21 protein-coding genes and 1 pseudogene are annotated in these 20,662 nt (G+C 62.0%); 8 read left to right on the top strand and 14 right to left on the bottom strand.

Annotated features, from left to right (window positions below):
- Positions 1–54 precede the first annotated feature (54 nt).
- The gene (locus HGP16_RS10055; protein WP_168839864.1) at positions 55–957 is read right to left on the bottom strand and encodes an EamA family transporter; all 903 of its coding nucleotides are present in this window, start codon (positions 955–957) and stop codon (positions 55–57) included.
- An 83-nt stretch (positions 958–1,040) separates the two neighbouring features.
- Between HGP16_RS10055 and HGP16_RS10050 the strand changes: the two genes are divergently transcribed.
- The gene (locus HGP16_RS10050) at positions 1,041–1,532 is read left to right on the top strand and encodes a MarR family winged helix-turn-helix transcriptional regulator (RefSeq protein ID WP_168839863.1); all 492 of its coding nucleotides are present in this window, start codon (positions 1,041–1,043) and stop codon (positions 1,530–1,532) included.
- Here HGP16_RS10050 and HGP16_RS10045 read toward each other — a convergent pair.
- Complete coding sequence (locus tag HGP16_RS10045) at positions 1,506–2,432, bottom strand: LysR family transcriptional regulator (protein ID WP_168839862.1); 927 nt, start codon at positions 2,430–2,432, stop codon at positions 1,506–1,508. The two genes, HGP16_RS10050 and HGP16_RS10045, sit on opposite strands and share 27 nt — an antisense overlap.
- Before the next feature lie 137 nt (positions 2,433–2,569).
- Between HGP16_RS10045 and HGP16_RS10040 the strand changes: the two genes are divergently transcribed.
- Positions 2,570–4,030, top strand: a complete 1,461-nt coding sequence (locus HGP16_RS10040; protein ID WP_168839861.1) for an MFS transporter — start codon at positions 2,570–2,572, stop codon at positions 4,028–4,030.
- A gap of 200 nt (positions 4,031–4,230) precedes the next feature.
- On the opposite strand, the gene HGP16_RS10035 is transcribed toward HGP16_RS10040, so the two are convergent.
- Positions 4,231–4,941, bottom strand: coding sequence for a glutathione S-transferase family protein (locus tag HGP16_RS10035; protein ID WP_168839860.1), 711 nt, complete (start codon positions 4,939–4,941; stop codon positions 4,231–4,233).
- 114 nt (positions 4,942–5,055) lie between these two features.
- Between HGP16_RS10035 and HGP16_RS10030 the strand changes: the two genes are divergently transcribed.
- Positions 5,056–5,979, top strand: coding sequence for a LysR substrate-binding domain-containing protein (locus tag HGP16_RS10030; RefSeq protein ID WP_168839859.1), 924 nt, complete (start codon positions 5,056–5,058; stop codon positions 5,977–5,979).
- 78 nt (positions 5,980–6,057) lie between these two features.
- On the opposite strand, the gene HGP16_RS10025 is transcribed toward HGP16_RS10030, so the two are convergent.
- A complete protein-coding gene (locus HGP16_RS10025) occupies positions 6,058–6,888 on the bottom strand; it encodes an aldo/keto reductase (protein WP_168839858.1) in 831 nt (276 codons plus the stop codon).
- A 143-nt stretch (positions 6,889–7,031) separates the two neighbouring features.
- Positions 7,032–7,580, bottom strand: coding sequence for a L,D-transpeptidase (locus tag HGP16_RS10020; protein ID WP_168839857.1), 549 nt, complete (start codon positions 7,578–7,580; stop codon positions 7,032–7,034).
- A gap of 148 nt (positions 7,581–7,728) precedes the next feature.
- Between HGP16_RS10020 and HGP16_RS10015 the strand changes: the two genes are divergently transcribed.
- Together HGP16_RS10015 and HGP16_RS10010 are read left to right on the top strand one after the other, a co-directional pair.
- A complete protein-coding gene (locus HGP16_RS10015) occupies positions 7,729–8,412 on the top strand; it encodes a response regulator transcription factor (protein ID WP_092717256.1) in 684 nt (227 codons plus the stop codon).
- Between the two features lie 9 nt (positions 8,413–8,421).
- The gene (locus HGP16_RS10010; RefSeq protein ID WP_168839856.1) at positions 8,422–8,877 is read left to right on the top strand and encodes a cyclic nucleotide-binding domain-containing protein; all 456 of its coding nucleotides are present in this window, start codon (positions 8,422–8,424) and stop codon (positions 8,875–8,877) included.
- Positions 8,878–8,993: 116 nt separating this feature from the next.
- Here HGP16_RS10010 and HGP16_RS10005 read toward each other — a convergent pair whose 3' ends face one another.
- The 6 genes from HGP16_RS10005 to tesB form a co-directional block, all read right to left on the bottom strand.
- On the bottom strand, positions 8,994–9,797 hold the full coding sequence (locus tag HGP16_RS10005) for an exodeoxyribonuclease III (RefSeq protein ID WP_168839855.1): 804 nt from the start codon (positions 9,795–9,797) through the stop codon (positions 8,994–8,996).
- A gap of 196 nt (positions 9,798–9,993) precedes the next feature.
- Complete coding sequence (locus tag HGP16_RS10000) at positions 9,994–10,656, bottom strand: outer-membrane lipoprotein carrier protein LolA (RefSeq protein WP_168839854.1); 663 nt, start codon at positions 10,654–10,656, stop codon at positions 9,994–9,996.
- Positions 10,657–10,793: 137 nt separating this feature from the next.
- Positions 10,794–13,466: a DNA translocase FtsK gene (locus tag HGP16_RS09995; protein ID WP_168839853.1), complete on the bottom strand. Its 2,673-nt coding sequence runs from the start codon at positions 13,464–13,466 to the stop codon at positions 10,794–10,796.
- A gap of 274 nt (positions 13,467–13,740) precedes the next feature.
- Positions 13,741–15,108 carry an ammonium transporter gene (locus HGP16_RS09990; protein WP_168839852.1) on the bottom strand — a complete coding sequence of 456 codons (1,368 nt, stop codon included), beginning with the start codon at positions 15,106–15,108 and terminating at the stop codon, positions 13,741–13,743.
- Between the two features lie 27 nt (positions 15,109–15,135).
- Positions 15,136–15,486, bottom strand: a complete 351-nt coding sequence (locus HGP16_RS09985; RefSeq protein WP_034509110.1) for a P-II family nitrogen regulator — start codon at positions 15,484–15,486, stop codon at positions 15,136–15,138.
- A 214-nt stretch (positions 15,487–15,700) separates the two neighbouring features.
- A complete protein-coding gene (tesB, locus tag HGP16_RS09980; protein WP_168839851.1) occupies positions 15,701–16,585 on the bottom strand; it encodes an acyl-CoA thioesterase II in 885 nt (294 codons plus the stop codon).
- 80 nt (positions 16,586–16,665) lie between these two features.
- Here tesB and HGP16_RS09975 point away from each other — a divergent pair.
- The 3 genes and pseudogenes from HGP16_RS09975 to HGP16_RS34390 all read left to right on the top strand — a co-directional run.
- Positions 16,666–17,883: pseudogene (locus HGP16_RS09975) on the top strand (ubiquinone biosynthesis hydroxylase); the annotation flags it as partial.
- 74 nt (positions 17,884–17,957) lie between these two features.
- Entirely contained in the window at positions 17,958–18,356 is a 399-nt protein-coding gene (locus tag HGP16_RS09970) for a hypothetical protein (protein ID WP_246703314.1), read from the top strand.
- A complete protein-coding gene (locus HGP16_RS34390; protein ID WP_281408215.1) occupies positions 18,353–18,478 on the top strand; it encodes a hypothetical protein in 126 nt (41 codons plus the stop codon). Before HGP16_RS09970 ends, HGP16_RS34390 begins: the two co-directional genes overlap by 4 nt.
- A 44-nt stretch (positions 18,479–18,522) precedes the next feature.
- On the opposite strand, the gene HGP16_RS09965 is transcribed toward HGP16_RS34390, so the two are convergent.
- The 3 genes from HGP16_RS09965 to trxA form a co-directional block, all read right to left on the bottom strand.
- Positions 18,523–18,711, bottom strand: coding sequence for a Trm112 family protein (locus tag HGP16_RS09965; RefSeq protein WP_069614795.1), 189 nt, complete (start codon positions 18,709–18,711; stop codon positions 18,523–18,525).
- Between the two features lie 10 nt (positions 18,712–18,721).
- Entirely contained in the window at positions 18,722–19,381 is a 660-nt protein-coding gene (locus HGP16_RS09960; RefSeq protein ID WP_168839849.1) for an LON peptidase substrate-binding domain-containing protein, read from the bottom strand.
- A gap of 237 nt (positions 19,382–19,618) precedes the next feature.
- Entirely contained in the window at positions 19,619–20,593 is a 975-nt protein-coding gene (gene trxA / locus HGP16_RS09955) for a thioredoxin (RefSeq protein ID WP_168839848.1), read from the bottom strand.
- Positions 20,594–20,662: the final 69 nt, after the last annotated feature.

The following is a 20,662-nucleotide window of genomic DNA, read 5'->3' as shown; positions in this document are numbered from 1 at the left end:
GACAAAGGGCGGCTCGATGGCCGCCCTTTTTGTTTGTGGACGTACTCGCTCATCCTATCGCTTCGATAGGACGGGCTGGCTCCCGGTCTGTGCCGAACTTCCCACCTGCGGAACCTGCTGCGCCCGCTGGCTGAGCCAGACGCTGCCGATGACGACGATGATGCCGAACATCTGCATCGGGCTCAGCTGCTGGCCGAGCACCGCCCAACCCAGGATCACGGCAGTCGTCGGGCTGAGGAAGCCGAGCGGTGAGACCACCGAGGGCTCAAGCCGCGACAGGCCCCGGAACCAGAGAATGTAAGTCAGCGCCGCGCCGATCAGCCCGAGATAGATGAAGCCAAGAAGATTTGCGCCGGTCAGATGCGGCAGCGGCGGCTCGAGCAGCAGCGCGAACGGCAGCAACAGCATGCCGCCCGCCGTCAGCTGCCATGCCGTAAAGGTCAGCGGCGAAACATCCGGCCGCCAGCGGCGGCTGAGCACGGTCCCGGCCGCCATGGAGAAGGCGCCGGCGATACCGGCGGCGATGCCGATCGGATCGAGCGTCGCCTTTGGCGTCAGGATCAGCAGGGCGACGCCGCCGATACCCGTAACGGCGGCGACAATGGAAAGACTGCGGATCGGCGAACCCAGCAGCAATCGCGCCAGCACGATGACGATCAGCGGCTGAACGGCGCCGACAGTCGCCGCCACGCCACCCGGCAGCCGGTAGGCGGAAATGAACAGCAGCCACCAGAAGACGGAGAAATTCAGCGCGCCGAGGACCAGCGACTTCAGCCACCAGACGCCGTGCGGCAGCCGCCGCACGATGGCAAGCAGCAGCAGCCCGGCAGGCAGGGCGCGCAGCATGGCGACCGTAAGAGGGTAGCCGGCCGGCAATAACTGCGTCGTCACCAGATAGGTGCTGCCCCAGATCGCCGGCGCGATGGCGGTCAGCAACAGGTCGAAATTGCGATTCATGGTCTTGATTCCGAAATTTATCTTGACCTCAAGATAATCCGAAATGCCTTGACGTCAAGATAAATTCATGGCGAGGTCTCGCCATGGATCGCATCGACAAAATTCTCGCCCAATGGCGCCGCGAACGGCCGGAACTCGACACAACGGCCATGGGCCTCTTCGGGCGCATGCGTAATCTCACGCTTCATCTATCCCGCGAGATGGACAAGACCTTCGCCCGCTTCGACCTGAATTCGGCGAACTTCGATATGCTGGCAACGCTGCGCCGCTCGGGCGAGCCCTATTCTCTCTCCCCTAGCGACCTGATGGAGACGATGATGGTGACATCGGGCACGATGACCAATCGCATCGACCAGCTGGAAAAAGCCGGCCTCGTCGCCCGCAGCCAGAACCCGAATGACGGTCGCAGCTTCCTGATATCCCTGACGCCGAAGGGCTTCGAGCTGATCGATGCAGCGGTAACGGCGCATGTGGAAACGCAGACGCGGCTGGTTTCGACCCTCTCGGACAAGGAGCGAACGGCGCTTGACGGCCTGCTGCGCAACTACTTAGCCGACTTCGAGCCCCATTCCTGAGCTTGCGCGCCGCTCGGCGCAGACATCGCGGATAGAGCCGCGCAGCCAGCGATGCGCCGGATCCGCATCCAGCCGGGGATGCCAGAGCAGCGAAATCGTCACATCCGACGCCGGCACTGGCAGCGCGAAACTATGCATGCCGACGCGCAAATTGCCCGTATACCGCTCCGGCACGCTGACGATCAGATCGGAAGCGCGCGCCAAGGCCAGCGCCGCCGAAAAGCTGCCGACGATCGTCGCGATCTGCCGCTCCAGTCCCAGCGCGTCGAGCGCCTCGTCGATCTGGCCCTTCTGCAATCCGCGCCGAGAGACGAGGATATGCCGGCCGGCGGCATAACGCTCCGGCGTCATCAACCCTTCGCTCAACGGGTGCCCGCTTCGCACCACTCCGATGAAGCGATCATGGAACAGCGCCTGCGTCCGCAGCTCCGGCCCGGTATCGTCGCCCACCACGCCGGTCTCGAGATCGATCGTGCCGTCCCGCAGCGGCGTGCTGTCCTTGTCCAGTTTCTGCGTGAAATTGAGCCGCACGCCGGGTGCCTGCTCGGCGATGCGGGCGATCAGCGCAGGCCCGAAATTCTCCACGAAACCCTCGCGGGTACGGATGGTGAAGGTCCGGGCGAGCTGTTTCAAACTCAAGGTCTCCGCCGGGCGCAAGGCCGCTTCCACCTCCTGCACGAGCCGGCCGACGCTTTCGCGCAACTCCAGCGCCCGCGGCGTCGGCACAAGCCCGCGCCCGGCCCTGACCAGTAGCGGATCTCCCGTCGTCTCGCGCAGGCGGGCGAGCTGCCGGCTCATCGCGGATGGGCTCAGCCGCAGTCGCCGGGCGGCGCGCGCAACGCTGCCTTCGGCAAGCAGGACATTCAGGGTGACGAGCAGATTGAGATCGGGCGTGGACATGGCGTGACCATAGCACGGCTTTTCCAATATATGGCGGCAAACGCACGAATGAAGTGCAAACGATGCGCCTTCCGCCACATCAGCAGCAAAGCTACCTTCTGCCGAGACCTTTTAAGATATCGCCAGAAACGGAGTTCATGTTGAAACCGATCATTGAAAAGCCGGACGGGACCGGATCCGAACCCATCAAAGCCACTGCCTCGGTTCGCTGGGCGCTCGCCAGCCTCTCGCTCTCCATGCTGATGCCATCGCTCGATACCAGCATCGCCAATGTCGGCCTGCCGACGCTCGCCGAGACATTCGGCGCCTCCTTCCAGCAGGTGCAGTGGGTCGTGCTCGCCTATCTGCTCGCCATCACCACGCTGATCGTCAGCGTCGGGCGGCTCGGCGACATTTTCGGCCGACGGCGCCTGCTGCTGATCGGCATAAGCCTCTTTACGCTCGCCTCGTTCTTCTGCGGCACAGCCCCAACGCTTTCGCTCCTGCTCATCGCCAGAGGCCTGCAGGGCCTCGGCGCCGCCATGATGATGGCGCTGACGGTGGCGATGGTCGGAGAGACCGTGCCGAAGGAAAGGACGGGCAGCGCCATGGGCCTGCTCGGCACCATGTCCGCGATCGGCACCACGCTCGGCCCGTCGCTCGGCGGCGTCCTGATTGCGAGCTTCGGCTGGGAAAGCATCTTCCTGGTCAACGTGCCGCTCGGAATTGCGAACGTCCTGCTCGCCGCCCGTTTCCTGCCGGCGGACCGTCCGCGCGGGAAAGCTGCCCAGGGACGCCCCGATGCGATCGGCACCTTGCTGCTGGCCCTGACGCTGGCCGCCTATGCCCTCGCCATGACCACGGGATACGGCCGCTTCGGCGCGCTGAATTTCGGCCTGTTGCTGGCCGCCGCCTTCGGTATCGCCCTCTTCGTCTTCACCGAGGCGAAGGTGAAGTCGCCGCTGCTGCGCCTCTCCATGTTCCGCGAAACCTCGCTGAGCGCGGGCCTTGCCATGAGCACCCTCGTTTCCACCGTCATCATGACGACACTCGTGGTTGGCCCCTTTTATCTCTCCCGTGCCCTCGGGTTCGATGCTCTCCATGTCGGCGCCATCATGTCGGCTGGCCCATTGGTCTCCGCGCTGACAGGCGTGCCAGCCGGCGGCATCGTCGACTGCTTCGGCGCCCATCGCATGACCGTGACAGGTCTTGTCGGTATGATTATCGGCCTGTCCCTGGTAGCTGCGCTGCAAGGCAGATTTGGTGCTGCCGGCTATATCGGTCCGCTCGTTATCGTCACCGCGAACTACGCGCTCTTTCAAGCGTCCAACAACACCACAATCATGAAGGACATCAGCCCCGATCAACGCGGCGTGATTTCCGGCATGCTGAGCCTGTCGCGAAATCTCGGACTCATCACCGGCGCCTCCGTCATGGGTGCGATCTTCACATTCGCCTCTGGAACTGCCGACATCAAGGCGGCACATCCGGAGGCGGTGGCGGCGGGGATGCAGATAACCTTCATCGCCGCCGCTCTGCTGATCGCCGTGACGCTTGGCGTCGCGCTGACAAGCCTTGCCTTTGCCCGGCGCGCCAATCTCCTTAAAGACATGCCATGAGAGAATGGGCAGTTGGACGGCGAGAGCAGCCTCGCCGTCCCGCTTAAGCTTAGGCCCGACTATCGATCGACGGCGTCAGGGAGCGTGCGACAGCCCGCCAAGACGACTGAGCCCGGCGGGCTGGAATGAACGCCCTCCTCCAACCCGGATCGACAAGCGGAAAAAAAGCCTGCAGTATCGACTTCAGGCTTTCAGAAAGCTCAAGCGTTCGGCCGGACGCGCTTCAGCGCGTCGTCGACGCTGATGCCGCCGAGATAACCGCCGGCCGAGGTCGCCGGCTTTCCGTCCTCGATGGCATGGGCGAATTTCACGGCCGAATCATCCTCCAGCTGCCGGTATAGCCGGGCGATATTGGGATAATCGACGCGATCCACTACGTCGTGGTAGTCGACCCAGCGGGCAATACCGACGAAATAAGCGTCAGCCAGCGACTTGCGATCCCCCAGCAGCCATTGCCTGTCACCGAGCATCCGGTCGAGATCCGCATGAGCCTTGCGCACCTTGAAGCCTCCATATTCGCGCAATGCCGTCTTTGCCGCTTCGTCTCCGCCATGCTCATACACATACCAAAGCGGAGCAAACGAGCTGAAGAAGCTGGTGTTGAGATAGGCAAGCATCCGGTTGAGCCGGTCGAACTCCTCGGTTCCCTGCGCAAAAGCCAAACCCGTATCGATGCCGCCTGCCCCTAAATGGTTGAGGATCGCCATGCTTTCCGTCAGCACTGCGCCGCTGCTGGTGATCAACGCAGGCGTCTCGCCAACGGAATTGATGAAGCGATAGCCGCCGCTCATGAAGTCCTCTTTGACCATCTCGACGCGTGATAGCTTGTAGGGCTTTTTCAGCCATTCGAGTGCGACGATCGATCCGAAGGAGCATCCCGAGGGGACACCGTAAAACAGTACCGGTTCCATATTTTTCTCCTGATGTAACGAGGCACAACCTCGATGCCAGCAATATGGATTTGTGGACTTTGATCGAGTAGACCGTTAATTTTGAACCAAAAGTCTCATTACATGGACATTGCGATGTCGCTTAACCTCAATGATCTGCAGATCTTCGTCCAAGCCGTCGATAATGGTGGTTTCGCCGCGACGGCACGGCGGCTGGGCATGCCGAAATCGACGATCAGCAAGCGCATCGCCGCGCTGGAAGCCGATCTCGACACGCGCCTGCTGCATCGCACCTCGCGCAGCTTCATGCTGACCGATCCGGGGCGGGCCTTTTATGAGCACGCGACGGCCGCGCTGGTCGAAGCTGAGGCGGCTGAAAGCGCAGTGCGGCAACGTCATGCGGAGCCGAGCGGCATCGTTCGCATCACCGCCTCCGTACCTGCCGCGCAATTCGTCCTCTCCGATCACCTTCCGTCGCTCGCCGCTGCCTATCCCAAGCTGACATTGCAGCTTCATGCCACCGACCGATTCGTGGACTTGGTCCAGGAAGGCTTCGATATCGCCGTGCGCAGTCACTTCTCGCCCCTGCCGGATTCCGAACTGCTTCAAAGACAGGTTTCGATCGACGACGTGATTCTGGTGGCCGCCCCTGCCTATCGTGAAAGGCATGGATCACCGGCCGATCCGCAGGCACTGCAGGATCATGACGGCCTGCTCGTTTCGCAGACGGCGAAGACCTGGCAGCTTCAGCACCCGGAACGTGGTTCACTCGCCGTTTCACCCCGCCGCCGCTTCGTCGCCGACGAGACGCTTGTCCTGCTCCGGGCCGCGATCTCCGGCCTTGGCATCGCCTGCTTGCCGGGAGCGAGCTGCAAGGCGGCAATCGAAGCCGGACAGATCGTTCGGGTTCTGCCAGGCTGGACAGCAGGCAGCGTCACCACCACGATCCTGACCACCCACCGCCGCGGCCAGCTACCGGGTGTGCGTGCCGTCGTCGAGTTTCTCGCAAGAGGTTTGCAGGCTAACCGCAACGACAGAGATGGCCCTGGTAGAGCGTGATACCGAAAAGACAAAAGCCCGATGCTGCGCACCGGGCTTTCTTTTGAAATCGCGGATTATCTGAGTCTGAGCCCGATATCAGAAGCTTGCGGTCATCGGGTCCGGGCCGATGCGTCCGCCGGCCGAATCGAGCTTGGCGATCTCAGCCAGATCGTCGCTGTCGAGCTTGAAATCGAAAACCCTAAGGTTTTCCTCGATACGGCTCGGCGTCACCGATTTCGGGATGACGATCAGGCCGTTATCGATATGCCAGCGGATGATGACCTGTGCCGGCGTGCGGCCGTGCTTGGCGGCGACCTTGCCGATGACGGCATTGGTGAGGAGCTTGCCCTGCCCGAGCGGGCTCCAGGATTCCGTCTTGATCCCCAGCTTGTCATGCACTTCGCGAAGCGCCTTCTGCTGGAAGGTCGGATGCAGCTCGATCTGGTTGAGAACGGGCGTCACGCCGGTTTCGCCGATGATGCGGTCCAGATGCTCCTTGGCGAAGTTGGAAACGCCGATCGAATGGGCGCGGCCTTCTTCCTTGAGGCGGACGAAGGCCTTCCAGGTGTCGAGGTAGCGGTTGCGATGCGGCGACGGCCAGTGGATGAGGTAAAGATCGACATAGTCAGTGCCGAGACGCTTCAGGCTTTCGTCGAAGGCCTTCAGCGTCGAGTCGAAGCCCTGCGCCTCGTTCCAGAGCTTGGTGGTGAGATAAATGTCCTTGCGGGCGACGCCGGACTGGCGCATGCCCTCGCCGACACCGTCCTCATTGGCATAAATGGCTGCGGTATCGACATGGCGGTAGCCGGCTTTCAAAGCCGTGCTGACGGCCATCGGCGCGACGTTTTCCGGCGTCTGCCAGACGCCGAGGCCGACCTGCGGAATGGAATTGCCGTCATTGAAAGTGATTGTTGGTTGCGTGGTCACGATAAGTCTCCAAAGGATGAAAAGCGGGCGGAGTGAAGGCGTAATTTAAATTCGGAAAGGAAGGATCCGGGCCAAGCCCCGCGCGGGCGGCCGGTAAAACCCATATAGTGGAGGATGCTGGCATTTTAACCCCCGGCAACCGCTCAGACAACCCGGATAGTCGTTCCCTTGTGCAGCAGGGGGAGGATACGCCGCATATCGCGAAAGCTGATCGCGACGCATCCCGCCGTCGGCTCGTAGCCCGGCCTGATCAGATGGAAGAAGATCGCCGAACCGCGATGACGCCGACGCGAACGCACGTTCCAATCCATCACCAGGCAGACATCGTAGAGACTGTCCTCCCGCCGCATTTCCTCATGGCTCGGCTTGAACGGAGCCTTCACCAGCCTGTTGTAGTTGGCATTGTCGGGCTGGTCGCACCAGAGCATGTCCTTGCGGATGCGCTGCATCGGCAGGGAGGTCCGCAGGGAGCGGACTTGATCGCCCCGCGTGAAGCCGTAAAGCAGCTTCATGTCAGCAATCGGCGTCGCGCCGTCCCCTTCCCGCTTCAAGATGCTGCGCCCCGATCTGCCGATTGCCGCCGGCATGATGAGTGGCCCCACCTGCACCAGCGCCCGCGTTTTCTTACCCGGCGCAGGGCGCACGACGATGGTGGAAGCGGTCCGCCTCGCCGCCGCCCTTGTCTTTTGCATTTTTCTCACATGTTTTTGCTTTGCGTGTGATTTCATTTGAAATCATAGCAGTTTCAGCCAAACGACCAAGCCTGGGCTGCGGCGCGACTTGCTAAAAATGCAATTTGGCGTAGGACTTAGGTGGGATTAGAACGAGGACCCGAACGGCATGACCGCACGCACCATTCTCCTGGTGGATGATGACAACGACCTTCGCGAGATGCTGGTCGAGCAATTGTCGCTTTACGAGGAATTCAACGTCCTGCAGGAAGCGACCGCCGGGAAAGGCGTGCAGACCGCGCGCACCGTGCCTGTCGATCTCCTCATCATGGATGTCGGGCTGCCCGATATGGACGGCCGCGAAGCCGTGAAGCTGCTGCGCAAGAACGGCTTCAAGGCGCCGATCATCATGCTGACGGGCCATGACACCGATTCCGACACTATCCTCGGCCTCGAAGCCGGCGCAAACGACTATGTGACGAAGCCCTTCCGCTTCGCCGTGCTGTTGGCGCGCATCCGCGCGCAGCTGCGCCAGCACGAGCAAAGCGAGGACGCGACGTTTACCGTCGGCCGCTATCTCTTCAAGCCGAGCCAGAAGCTGCTGACCACGGAAGACGGACAGAAGATCCGCCTGACGGAGAAGGAAGCGGCCATCATCCGCTATCTCTATCGCGCCGACCAGAAGGTCGTGACCCGCGATATCCTTCTCGAAGAAGTCTGGGGCTATAATTCCGGCGTGACCACCCATACGCTCGAAACCCACGTTTACCGTCTCCGCCAGAAAATCGAGCGCGACCCTTCCAATGCCGAGATCCTGGTGACGGAAAACGGCGGCTACAAGATCATTCCGTAGGCCGCACATATGGCACTGAACGACGATATCCGACTGCTATCGCAACTGCCGCTGTTTCACGGCATGGGCGATGAGCCGCTGCGGCTGATCGCCTTCGGTGCCGATCGCCGCCATGTGAACGAAGGCCAGACGCTGTTCAGGGAAAAATCCCCCGCCGAATGCGCCTATGTCGTAACACGCGGCAGTTTTGAGCTGAGCACCATCGATGCGGGCGGGCAGAAGCAGGTCGAAGCCGTCGTCCAGGCCGGCACAATGCTTTCGGAACTCGCGCTGGTGACACTGGTGGAGCGGAAATATACGGCTGTTGCCGCCGAGGATTCCGACGTGATCCGCATCACGCGCGCCCTCTTCCACCGGTTGATCGAGGAATACCCCGATGCCGGCCTGCTGATCCAGAATCGCATTCGCGAAAACTTTGCAGCACTTGCCCGGCAAGCGGCCGCATTGCTCGGCCGCTTCTCCTAGAGCAATTTCAGGAAAAGTGCATAGCGGTTTCCCGTCCGGAATTGCGAGGAAACAAAAGGCTAAAGCGTTTTCGCGATTCGAAGAAAAGCGGAAACATCTAGCCCGCGCCCAATCCCCTAGAGATTGAAATGCGCCGTGACAGGCACATGGTCGGACGGACGATCCCAGCCGCGCGCCGCCTTCAGGATCTCGATCCGCTGCAGATGCGGACCGAGATCGGAGGATGACCAGATATGGTCGAGGCGGCGGCCACGGTCGGCGGCCTCCCAATCCTTGGCGCGATAGCTCCACCACGTATAGAGCTTTTCGTTTTCCGGCACGTGCTGCCGCATCAGGTCGAGCCAGGCGCCGCGCTTCATCACCTCGATCAGCCCGTCGGTCTCGACCGGCGTATGGCTGACGATCTTCAATAGCTGCTTGTGCGACCAGACGTCATGCTCCAGCGGCGCGATATTGAGATCGCCGACGAGGATCGCGGAGGTGTTCTGCTCGGCATTGGCATGCAGCCGCTTCATTTCCTCGATGAAATCGAGCTTGTGGCCGAACTTCGGATTGATGGCCCGATCCGGTTCGTCGCCGCCAGCCGGAACATAGAAATTATGCAGGCGGACGCGCCGGCCGCCGCGCTCGAAGATCGCCGAAATATGTCTGCTATCGCCGACATTGCAATAATCCTGCCGGTGATCCTCGCTCAGCGGGATGCGCGATGCGATCGCAACGCCATGGTAGCCCTTCTGGCCGTGAACGATAATGTGTTCGTAGCCGAGGGCGCGGAGGGGAGCATAGGGAAAAAGCTCGTTCGGAACCTTGGTTTCCTGCAGGCAGAGGATGTCGGGCCGGGCTTGCAAGACGAACTGCTCGACGATGGGCATGCGCAGCCGCACCGAGTTGATGTTCCAGGTCGCAATCGATAAACCCATGCCCAAAGCCTTTCCCCAAGAACAATTCCAGGAAAAGTGCGCAGCGGTTTTCCGTCCGGAATTGCGTCAAAACAGACAGCTGGAGCGGTTCGGCGATTCCGCGAAACGCCCCAGTCAGGCTAAGGCTTTAGACCGGCTGCAACGGAAAGGAAAGCACCATTCGGCACTTACCCGCGGCAGAATGTAGAGAGGGCGATCAGCGGGTATAATCGATGCGGAAAACGCTGTCGTCGAAAGCGACATTGGTCTTCACGTTGTTGATGATCACATCGGTCGTCTTGCCCTGCGGATCGATCACGGTCCATTGGCGCAAGTCGTAGGACTTCGAATCGAAGATCATCGTGATGGTGGAATCGCCGAAGACGGTGCGGTTGCCGAGCGTGATCTTGGTGAGATCCGGCTTCGAATCGACATCGCGGACCATGTCGGCGGAAAGATCGATCTTGTTGGCAAGCAGCAGGCTCAGAGGCGTCTTCGACAGCTGATACATGTTTCTCGTCTGCGTCTGGTCGTTGATGACCTGCACGTTGTTGCCGTCACAGATAACGCGCATGCGGGACGGCGGATCGTAGTTGAAGCGCATCTTGCCCGGCCGCTGGATGAAGAATGTGCCGCTCATCTGATCGCCGCGCGGACCGATCTGCAGAAAGCCGCCCTTCATCGATTTGATGGACGAGAAATGATCGGCAATGGCCTGGGCGATACCGGGATTGAGGGTGGCTGCAGCCGCCTCGGCCTGGGCCTGGGCAAGGGCCGAAACCGGTAGAGCGCCTGCCGCGCCGACCGCGACCACGGCGCCGAGGAAATGCCGGCGGGTCAGGGAAAATCGGCTGGACGGCTGCGCATCGAACTTTGTCATCGAATTCTCCTTCATGCTGTGTCCATGGCGCGCAAAATCGGCGTCTTCATGGCGCAACGGCCCATGTTCGGTTGTGGGCCGCGATCAAATTTCCCTGAGCATAGCCGGGACATGCGACGCGAAAAGGACCTGTGGCCTCAGCGATCCAGAATATCGGCCTTGGTGGGAACGAGAATCTCGCGCTTGCCGGCATGATTGGCCGGACCGATCACACCTTCCTCCTCCATGCGCTCGATCAGCGAAGCGGCGCGGTTGTAGCCGATGCCGAGACGGCGCTGGATGTAGGAGGTCGAGGCCTTGCCGTCGTTAAGAACGATCGCGACCGCCTGATCGTAAGGGTCTTCCGAATCAGCGAGATTCGCGGTGCCTGCCGGACCATGGCCGTCATCGTCTTCATCGTCATCGGCGGTGATGGCATCGAGATATTGCGGCGCGCCCTGCGTCTTCAGATAGGCGACGATATCTTCCACCTCTCCATCGGCGACGAAGGGGCCGTGGACGCGCTGGATGCGGCCACCGCCGGCCATGTAGAGCATGTCGCCCATGCCGAGCAGCTGTTCCGCGCCCTGCTCACCGAGGATGGTGCGGCTGTCGATCTTCGACGTCACCTGGAAGGAAATGCGGGTCGGGAAGTTCGCCTTGATCGTGCCGGTGATGACATCGACCGACGGACGCTGCGTTGCCATGATAACATGGATGCCGGCAGCACGCGCCATCTGCGCCAGGCGCTGCACCGCGCCTTCGATATCCTTGCCGGCGACCATCATCAGGTCGGCCATTTCATCGATGATGACGACGATATAGGGCATCGGCTTCAGGTCGAATTCTTCCGTCTCGTAGATCGCCTCGCCGGTCTGGCGGTCGAAGCCGGTCTGCACCGTGCGGCTGATCGCCTCGCCCTTGGCAACGGCCTGCTCGACGCGGGAATTGAAGCCGTCGATGTTGCGCACACCGATCTTCGACATCTTCTTGTAGCGCTCTTCCATCTCGCGGACGGTCCATTTGAGCGCGACGACGGCCTTCTTCGGATCGGTGACGACGGGCGACAAGAGGTGCGGAATGCCGTCATAGACGGAGAGTTCCAGCATCTTCGGGTCGATCATGATCAGGCGGCACTGTTCAGGCGTCATGCGGTAGAGCAGCGACAGGATCATGGTGTTGATGGCAACGGATTTGCCCGAGCCGGTGGTGCCGGCGACAAGCAGATGCGGCATCTTGGCAAGATCGGCGATGACGGGCTCGCCGCCGATCGTCTTGCCGAGCGCCATGGCCAGCTTGGCCTTCGAGCTTTCAAAATCGCGGCTGGCGATGAGCTCCCGCAGATAGACCGTTTCGCGCGTCGAGTTCGGCAGCTCGATGCCGATTGCATTGCGGCCGGGAACGACGGCGACGCGGGCGGCGATCGCGCTCATCGAGCGGGCGATATCGTCGGCAAGGCCGATGACGCGCGAGGACTTGATGCCGGGCGCCGGCTCCAGCTCGTAAAGCGTGACGACCGGGCCGGGACGGACATGGATGATCTCGCCCTTGACGCCGAAATCCTCCAGCACACCTTCGAGCATGCGGGCATTCTGCTCCAGCGCATCGGCCGAAAGCGTCGCATCGCGGGCGACGGCCTTCGGTTCGGCCAGCAGGTGGACGGCCGGAAGTTGGAAGCCATAGGGACGGATGAAGGAGGTCTGTGCCTCGCGCTCGGCCCGCGCGCCGGGCTTCGGCCGCGGCGCGGTCGGAGTGACGCGATGACCGGCGGCAGCTTCCCTCGGTGAGGTCGCAGTCAACGGCCAGTCATCATCCTCGTCGTCGGGCAAGATGCCGGCCGGACGCGGCGGATCACGATCATAGATCGAATCCTCGTCTTCATCCTCGTCATCGCCGAGGCTGATCGACGGCGCGGAAACCACGCGGCGTGCCGCCGGACCATCCATGGACGGCTCGAGACGATCGCCGCGAGCAACCGGCGCCTTGGCGCGCACAGGCTCGTTCAACGTCCCGAATTCGTCGTCGTTGAAATCATAGGGCGCATCGAAGGCGTGGTCGCGGCGCTTGCGCGGACCCATGCCGAACAGGCGGCGAAGGCGGGCCTGGGTATTGTACCAGGCATGCATGACGGCACCGAAGGCCAGGAAATTGCTGAGGAAGCCGCCGCGATCGTCGTCCTCGTCTTCATCGCCCACCCGGCGGGCGCGGCTGCGCGTTTCCTCGTAATCCTCCTCGCCCTCTTCATCCTCGACCAGGCTTTCGCCGATCACGCCGGAGGCGAAGAGCATAAGCCAGAGGGCCGGAACGGCGAGAAGCGAGCCGATGATCGTGGCCACGACGCCGCTCGGATAGGTACCGATGAACAAGGCGGGAAAACGCAGGAGAAGATCGCCGACCACACCGCCGATGCCGTTCGGGATCGGCCAGGTCGGCGGAGCCGGAAAGCAGGCGATCGAGCCGGCCGCGACGATGCAGCCGCCGAACCAGGCGCCGAGCCGCGACGGCACGCGGTGAAGCTTGCGATTGGAAATCAGCGCGAAGGCCCAGGCAACGGTCGGCAGCAGCGCCAGCACCGAGGCAAGGCCGAGCGACTGCATCATGATGTCGGCAAAGGCAGCACCAGGAAAACCGAGAAGATTGGTCGGCGCATTGGCCGTTGCGTAGGAATAGCTGGGATCCATGACGTTCCAGGTCGCCAGCGCCGCCACGGCGAGCGCCGATAGGAACAGCAATGCGAAGCCCGCCAGGCCCTTGACCTGACGCCAAACCACACTCGATAGCGATAAACGGTCAGGCCGACCGCTCAACGCCGCCGAATTGCTTCTGCCCATGATATCCAGCCCCGTTCCTTGTCGATAGCGCAAGCGAATCGGTCTAATGCCCACTCGCCGGCAGGTTAGAGCTACCTAATCAGAGGAGGGTTAATGGCATGTTAACCATGCGCTCCAGCTCGATATATCGCCGATTTTTTACCGCCCGCTGAGCTCTACAAACAAAAAAGGCCCGAACCGGGGTTCGGGCCAAAAGCGGCCTATTTGCAATGAAACAGGTCGCGACGGGACGTTTAGCGATGCCGGAGCCTTGCCCCGGCATCGCAAGCTCCGATCAGGAATTGTGGTAGGCGGCTTCGCCGTGCGAGGCGAGATCGAGACCCTCGCGCTCGGCTTCCGGAGCGACACGCAGGCCGATGATGACGTCGACGACCTTATAGAGGATTGCGGAGCCGATGCCGCACCACAGGATGGTGGTGACGACGGCGGTCAGCTGGACCATGACCTGGCTGCTCATGGTGACACCTTCGGCATAGCCGACACCGCCGAGCGAGGCGCTGGCGAAGATGCCGGTTGCGATGGCGCCGAAGATGCCGCCGATGCAGTGTACGCCGAAGACATCAGCCGTATCGTCGTAGCCGAACTTGTTCTTCACGACCGAGACGAAGAAGTAGCACAGCGGCGAAACGATGAGGCCCATGACGATCGCACCCATCGGGCCGGCGATGCCGGCGGCAGGCGTGATGGCGACGAGGCCGGCAACCATGCCCGAAGCGCCGCCGAGCATGGAGGCCTTGCCGCGGGTGAAGGTTTCAACCAGCGACCAGGAAATGATGGCGGCGGCTGTTGCGATGAAGGTGTTGACGGTCGCGAGCATCGCGCCGCCTGACGCTTCGAGGTTCGAGCCGGCGTTGAAGCCGAACCAGCCGACCCAGAGCATGGATGCGCCGACCATGGTCAGCGTCATGGAGTGCGGAGCCATCATGTCCTTGCCGAAGCCGACGCGCTTGCCCACGAGAATGGCGCCGACGATGCCTGCAATACCGGCATTGATGTGAACGACGGTGCCGCCTGCGAAGTCGAGAGCGCCCATCTTGAAGAGCATGCCGTTGGAATCCCAGACCATGTGAGCGATCGGGAAGTAGACGAAGGTCGCCCACAGCGCGCAGAAGAGCACGGCCGCGCCAAACTTGATGCGCTCGGCAAAGGCGCCGATGATCAGGGCCGGCGTGATGGCGGCAAAGGTCATCTGGAACAGCATGAAGATGAATTCAGGGATGACGACGCCCTTGGAGAAGGTCGCAGCCGTCGTCGAGGTCGAAACGCCCGACAGGAACATCTTGGCCGTGCCGCCCCAATAGGGGCTGGTGCCGCCGCCGAAGGCGAAGGAGTAGCCGTAGAGAACCCAAATGATCATCACGACGGCGCCGATCATCGTGCATTGCATGAGGACCGAGAGCATGTTCTTCGCACGGACGAGACCGCCGTAGAACAGCGCAAGACCCGGCACGAGCATGAAGAGCACGAGAATGGTGGAGATGAACATGAAGGCGGTGTCGCCCTTATCGGGAACCGGAGTGGCAGCAGTCGCAGCGGCTGCGGCCGGAGCGGCCTCCTGCGCGAAGGCGATCGCCGGCGCAAGCAGCGCCGCAGAAAGCGCGCCCACCCGTGCGAAGGTGGAGGAAAGCTTAGAAAATGACATGCAAATAACTCCCTGATCGGCCGTGTCTTACAGCGCTTCTGAATCGGTTTCGCCCGTACGGATGCGCACGGCATGGTCAATGGAATAGACAAAGATCTTGCCGTCGCCGATCTGGCCTGTCTTGGCGGCCGACGCGATGGCCTCGACGGCCTTGTCGACGATTTCGGATGCGACTGCGACCTCGATCTTCAGCTTCGGCAGGAAGCTGACGGCATATTCGGTGCCGCGATAGATCTCGGTATGCCCCTTCTGGCGCCCGTAGCCCTTCACTTCGGTCACAGTCAGGCCCTGGATGCCGACAGCCGTGAGGGCCTCACGGACCTCATCGAGCTTGAACGGCTTGATAATGGCCATCACAATTTTCATCTGGTTTCCCATCCTTTGTTTACCCTCGGCACGGAGCCGACTCTCCTTGCCGCCGACGAGTGTTTCTGCAGCGACTGGGCATACACATTCAAAGGACGTGCCAGATTCGTGACACATTTATAACCTGTTGAAATATAATGGATTTATTACACAAAGCCAATAAAGCGGCAATTTGCGCGACGTCAATCGCACAAATAAGGTGCAAATTTATAAATTTGCCTTTTATTTAATCATTTGCCTTTTTACGAATCAGGCCTTCCTGCGCCACCGACGCAATCAGGACACCGGAGCGCGTAAACAGGCTGCCGCGGGTAAATCCGCGCGCGCCGGAAGCGCTGGGGCTTTCCTGGCTATACAGCAGCCAGTCGTCGAGCTTGAACGGGCGATGAAACCACATGGCATGGTCGAGGCTCGCCACCTGGATGCTTGGATCGAGAACCGATGTGCCATGCGCATTGAGGGCAACGTCGAGCAGCGTCATGTCGGAGAGATAGGCAAGCACGGCATTCTGGTTGAGCCGGTCGTCCGGCACCGGCCCGGTCGGGCGGATCCAGATATTCTGCCACTGGCTTGGCTGCGAGCGGGAGAAATAGCTCTCGATCGAAACGGGCCTGATTTCGATCGCCCGCTTGCGCTCCCAGTAACGGCGCACGTTCTCGGGCGCGTGGGCGAGATAACGCTGCTTCACCTGCTCCTCGTCCATCAGTTCCTCCGGCATCGGCACATCAGGCATGTCGCCCTGGTGATCGAAACCGGGCTCGTCGAGCTGGAAGGAAGCCGTCAGCGCAAAGATCGCCTCGCCGTGCTGGATTGCGAGGACGCGCCGCGTATTGAAGCTGGAACCGTCGCGCAGGCGGTCGACCTGATAGAGGATTGGAACCGAAGGGTCGCCCGGCAGCATGAAATAGGCATGCAGCGAATGCGCGAAGCGATCGCCATCCACGGTTCTCTGCGCCGCCATCAGCGCCTGGCCGATGACCTGCCCGCCGAAGACGCGCTGCCAGCCAACCTGCGGACTATTGCCGCGAAACAGGTTCATCTCGATCGTTTCCAGATCGAGCGTCGCAAGCACGGTTTCCATCGGGGTGGGCTTCTCGCTCTCTCGCGACATTTTGCTTGAACTCCAATGGTAGGAACCACGAATAGGATGTTCTATATAGAGCAGGAAGTGACAGTAAGACACGGGGAAGCGTCATGTTGGACATGCTGGTAGTGGGTGGCGGATATGTGGGTCTTGCCGCGGCGGTCGCAGTCAAGCAGGCAGCCCCCCACCTCGACGTGATGATCGTGGAGGCGGCGCCCGAAACCGCCTGGAAGAAGGACATGCGGGCATCGGCGGTCATTGCGGCCGCCTCGAAGATGCTGGCTGTTCTCGGCGTCTGGGACGAGATCGCGCCGGAGGCCGAACCGATCACCCGCATGATCGTCACCGATTCGCGCACCGGCGATCCCGTACGCCCGGTCTTCCTCACCTTCGACGGCGAAGTGGCCGAAGGTGAGCCCTTCGCCCATATGGTGCCGAATCTGACCATGGTCGGGGCGCTCCGCGGCGCCTGCGAGCGTCTCGGCATCCCGATCCAGCATGGCCTCAGCGCCACCGGATTCGTCACCGACGACGCCAAGACCACCCTCACCCTATCCGATGGCAGCACGCTGGAAACGCGGCTCCTGGTCGCCTGCGACGGCGTGCGTTCCAAGCTGCGCGACATGGCGGGCATCAAGACCGTCAACTGGGAATACGGCCAGTCTGGCATCGTCGTCACCGTCGAGCATGAGCGGCCGCACGGTGGCTGTGCCGAGGAGCATTTCCTGCCCTCCGGCCCTTTCGCCATCCTGCCGCTGAAGAACAACCGCTCCTCGCTGGTCTGGACGGAGCGCACGCCGGACGCCGAACGGCTGATCGCCTCCGACGACCTCCTTTTCGAGGAGGAACTGGAACGCCGCTTCGGCCATAAGCTCGGCGCGCTGCGCACGGTCGGCGAGCGCCGCGCCTTCCCGCTCGGCCTGACGCTTGCCCGCGCCTTCGTCGCGCCGCGCTTTGCGCTGGCGGGCGACGCCGCCCACGGCATCCACCCGATCTCCGGCCAGGGCCTCAATCTCGGCTTCAAGGATGTGGCGGCGCTTGCCGAAACCATCGTCGAGGCCGATCGCCTCGGCCTCGATATCGGCTCGATCAATATCCTCGAGCGCTACCAGACCTGGCGCCGCTTCGACACCTTCCGCATGGGGGTGACGACCGACGTGCTGAACCGGCTGTTCTCCAACGATAACACGCCCCTGCGCATCGCCCGCGACTTCGGGCTCGGGATCGTCGACCGCCTGCCGAACCTCAAATCCTTCTTCATCGGCCAGGCAGCCGGGACCACTGCCAAGGATAATCCGCGACTGCTTGCGGGCGAGGCGATTTGAGGGGCGAGGACCGAAATCGACTGATTCGCTAGGCACGTATTTCAGCGGTCCACTGCGATCATGGCCGTTGCAAGATGGCAGCGAATGCCCTGACGGTCATCATTCTGTTTGAGGCCGCGGGTCTCGATCACGCCAATGCGCTGACAGCCGCGGCCTTCATCGGGATTGCACAATGGGCGGGGCGGATGGCCGATTTCCTCGGCGGCCGGCGCTGGTCAGGCTTCGTCACCGGCCTTGCCGCCGCGGCCCTTTTTCCGCTGAGCTTCATCGTTCTTCTGCTGACCGGCAGCTTCGGCGGCGCCATGCTTTTCGCTATGCTCTCCGGCATTGCTAGCGGCATCACCGCCGTCACCCGCGCCACGCTGCCGCTGCAGATTTTCCCTGCCGGCGCCTATGCTCGCGCATCGGCGCAGCTGGCCGTCCCCTCAACCTCTCCTTTGCCGTCGCACCGCCTGTATTCAGCGCCATCATGACGTCTGCCGGTCCCGGTGCCGCCCTATGGCTGGCCTTTGCGATCTCGATCTTCGCCTTCTGCGCGCTTCTCGGCCTCTTGCTGCGACAACGCCGCATGCATCGCGACAAAACTGATCTCTGAGAAAATGGGTAACCTCTGCTTCGAATTCCAAAAGAAAACCAGCCTCAATCCTCGATGCGGCGCGCTTCTGAAATCAGCATGATCGGAATGCCATCGCGGATCGGATAGGCGAGCCGCCCCTTTTCCGAGATCAGCTCGTTCTTTTCCCGGTCATAGCTCAGCCGCCCCTTGGTGAGCGGGCAGACGAGCAGATCGAGCAGTTTCGGATCCACCTTGCTGACCGTGACATCCATCGCCAGGCTCCTATTGCATCACGGAATCGGTGTCGCCGGCGCCGGCCAGCACGATCTTGACGATGGCGATGAAGGTTTCGGCGCGGGTCTTCAGGTCCGGCGCCTCCAGTAGAGCCTGCTTTTCCGCCGGATCGAAGGGCGCCATGATCGACAGCGAATTGACCAGCATCATATTGTCGGCCCGTTCGACGCTTTCCCAATCCGCCTCGAGCTTGTTGGCTTCTAGATAGGCCCGGAAAGCCGAAAGCAGCGCCGTGCGATCCACCGTATCCTCCTCGTGATGGGATTTGAGGTCGGAGATGAAGGGCGTGATGCGGAATGTGCGATAGGGCTGGTGTCCGGTGATTTCATCCATCAGGCGGAAGCGGCATATGCCGGTCAGCGCGGCGATATAGCGTCCGTCGCCGGTTTCAGCGATGGACGTGATGCGCCCGAGACAACCGACATGCGAGAGATTGGAGGACTCGGCCGGTTCGGAAAGAGCGGGCTGAACCATGCCGATCAGCCTGTTGCCGGCGATGGCGGCATCGAACATGGCGAGATAGCGCGGCTCGAAGATATTGAGCGGGAGTTGCGCGCCGGGCAGCAGCAGCGCACCGGACAGGGGAAAAACAACCACCGATTCCGGCAGATCGCTCGGCTTCAGATATCTGGCATTACCGACTTGCATCTCTTCCATCCCGCTAGATCACTGCGCTGCCCGCCGCAGTGGGCCGCACAGGAACGACACACTCGCGGTCGCGCCTATCCCGCGCCGCGTCAGCTGACAATGTGGGCTCATCTGCCGAAAACACAAGAGCATTCTAGCCGCGCCGCGACCGATGACGCCTCCGGGTTGCTTTCGTCTAACAAGCGATCGCGCGAAAGGTTTCGCGCGATCGTCATGGTCATCCGCAAAATAGGCCTATCAGGAAAAAAGGATCGAAGACAGCTTGCGGCGAGCCGCGATCGTGGCCGGATCCTTCGGACCCCAAACCTCGAAGAATTCCAGGAGCTGGCGCCGCGCGCCGTCATCGTCGAAGCCTCGGTCCCTCCGCATGATCGTCAGAAGGTGCTCTGCCGCCTCTTCGTGCTTGCCTTCGACATTGCGGATCTTGGCGAGCTTGACGCGCTGCTCGTGATTGTCGGGATTGGCGGCCAGTTCCTGCTCGATCGCGACGGGATCGCCGAGCTTGCGGGCCTCGTCGATCTGGTCGAGCTTTTTGACCACGGCCTGGATGCCGGCATCGTTGGCGAGCGTCTCCGGCAGATCGGCAAGCGCCTCGCGGGCGCGCTGGTTCTGGCCGGCGGCGATCATGCATTCCGCCATGCCGGCAAGCGCCTTGGCATTTTCGGGGTCGGCCTGCAGCACCGCGCCGAAGAGTTCGGCAGCGCCATTGACGTCGCCGGCGGCGAGCAGGCCGCTTGCCTCTTCGAGAACAGCGGCAATCTCCGCCGCCTGATCGTCGGCACCGCCGGCGGGACCGCCGAGACGATCGATGAACTGGCGGACCTGGCTTTCGGGAACCGCACCCATGAAGCCGTCGGCCGGACGGCCGTCGACGAAGGCGATAACAGCCGGGATCGACTGGATGCCGAGCTGGCCGGCGATCGACGGATGGTCATCGATGTTCATCTTGACCAGCTTGACGCGGCCCTGGGCTTCGGTGACGACCTTTTCGAGAACTGGCGTCAGCTGCTTGCATGGACCGCACCAGGGCGCCCAGAAATCGACGAGCACCGGCTGCTTGCGCGACTCTTCGATGACGTCCTTGGCGAAGGTCGCCGTCGTGGTATCCTTGATCGGCGCAGCGCCGCCTGCGGCGGGCGTGGCGCCGTAGGATGCCGTGGCCGACATCTGTCCGCCGAAGGAAGCGTTATAGGGGTTGTTCGGACCGCTCATGAGTGTCTCCCGCCTGCCGGCATCCTTGATCTTATGAATGGCATGCTTCCCAAACGGTCCCGCAAGGTC

It is taken from the genome of Rhizobium sp. P40RR-XXII, from assembly GCF_012641405.1.
Lineage (GTDB): Bacteria > Pseudomonadota > Alphaproteobacteria > Rhizobiales > Rhizobiaceae > Rhizobium.
Note: the sequence above shows the minus strand (reverse complement) of the source record. Positions and strands in the feature narration are given on the sequence as shown.

Coding starts and splice junctions, on each gene's coding strand:
- HGP16_RS09985 (WP_034509110.1), bottom strand. CDS start 15,486: ATGGGAAACCAGATGAAAATTGTGATGGCCATTATCAAGCCGTTCAAG.
- HGP16_RS10055 (WP_168839864.1), bottom strand. CDS start 957: ATGAATCGCAATTTCGACCTGTTGCTGACCGCCATCGCGCCGGCGATC.
- trxA (WP_168839848.1), bottom strand. CDS start 20,593: ATGAGCGGTCCGAACAACCCCTATAACGCTTCCTTCGGCGGACAGATG.
- HGP16_RS10005 (WP_168839855.1), bottom strand. CDS start 9,797: ATGGGTTTATCGATTGCGACCTGGAACATCAACTCGGTGCGGCTGCGC.
- HGP16_RS09970 (WP_246703314.1), top strand. CDS start 17,958: ATGGCAGCGAATGCCCTGACGGTCATCATTCTGTTTGAGGCCGCGGGT.
- HGP16_RS10045 (WP_168839862.1), bottom strand. CDS start 2,432: ATGTCCACGCCCGATCTCAATCTGCTCGTCACCCTGAATGTCCTGCTT.
- HGP16_RS34390 (WP_281408215.1), top strand. CDS start 18,353: ATGACGTCTGCCGGTCCCGGTGCCGCCCTATGGCTGGCCTTTGCGATC.
- HGP16_RS10040 (WP_168839861.1), top strand. CDS start 2,570: ATGTTGAAACCGATCATTGAAAAGCCGGACGGGACCGGATCCGAACCC.
- HGP16_RS09965 (WP_069614795.1), bottom strand. CDS start 18,711: ATGGATGTCACGGTCAGCAAGGTGGATCCGAAACTGCTCGATCTGCTC.
- HGP16_RS09995 (WP_168839853.1), bottom strand. CDS start 13,466: ATGGGCAGAAGCAATTCGGCGGCGTTGAGCGGTCGGCCTGACCGTTTA.
- tesB (WP_168839851.1), bottom strand. CDS start 16,585: ATGTCGCGAGAGAGCGAGAAGCCCACCCCGATGGAAACCGTGCTTGCG.
- HGP16_RS10000 (WP_168839854.1), bottom strand. CDS start 10,656: ATGACAAAGTTCGATGCGCAGCCGTCCAGCCGATTTTCCCTGACCCGC.
- HGP16_RS10015 (WP_092717256.1), top strand. CDS start 7,729: ATGACCGCACGCACCATTCTCCTGGTGGATGATGACAACGACCTTCGC.
- HGP16_RS10010 (WP_168839856.1), top strand. CDS start 8,422: ATGGCACTGAACGACGATATCCGACTGCTATCGCAACTGCCGCTGTTT.
- HGP16_RS10050 (WP_168839863.1), top strand. CDS start 1,041: ATGGATCGCATCGACAAAATTCTCGCCCAATGGCGCCGCGAACGGCCG.
- HGP16_RS10035 (WP_168839860.1), bottom strand. CDS start 4,941: ATGGAACCGGTACTGTTTTACGGTGTCCCCTCGGGATGCTCCTTCGGA.
- HGP16_RS09960 (WP_168839849.1), bottom strand. CDS start 19,381: ATGCAAGTCGGTAATGCCAGATATCTGAAGCCGAGCGATCTGCCGGAA.
- HGP16_RS09990 (WP_168839852.1), bottom strand. CDS start 15,108: ATGTCATTTTCTAAGCTTTCCTCCACCTTCGCACGGGTGGGCGCGCTT.
- HGP16_RS10030 (WP_168839859.1), top strand. CDS start 5,056: ATGTCGCTTAACCTCAATGATCTGCAGATCTTCGTCCAAGCCGTCGAT.
- HGP16_RS10020 (WP_168839857.1), bottom strand. CDS start 7,580: ATGCAAAAGACAAGGGCGGCGGCGAGGCGGACCGCTTCCACCATCGTC.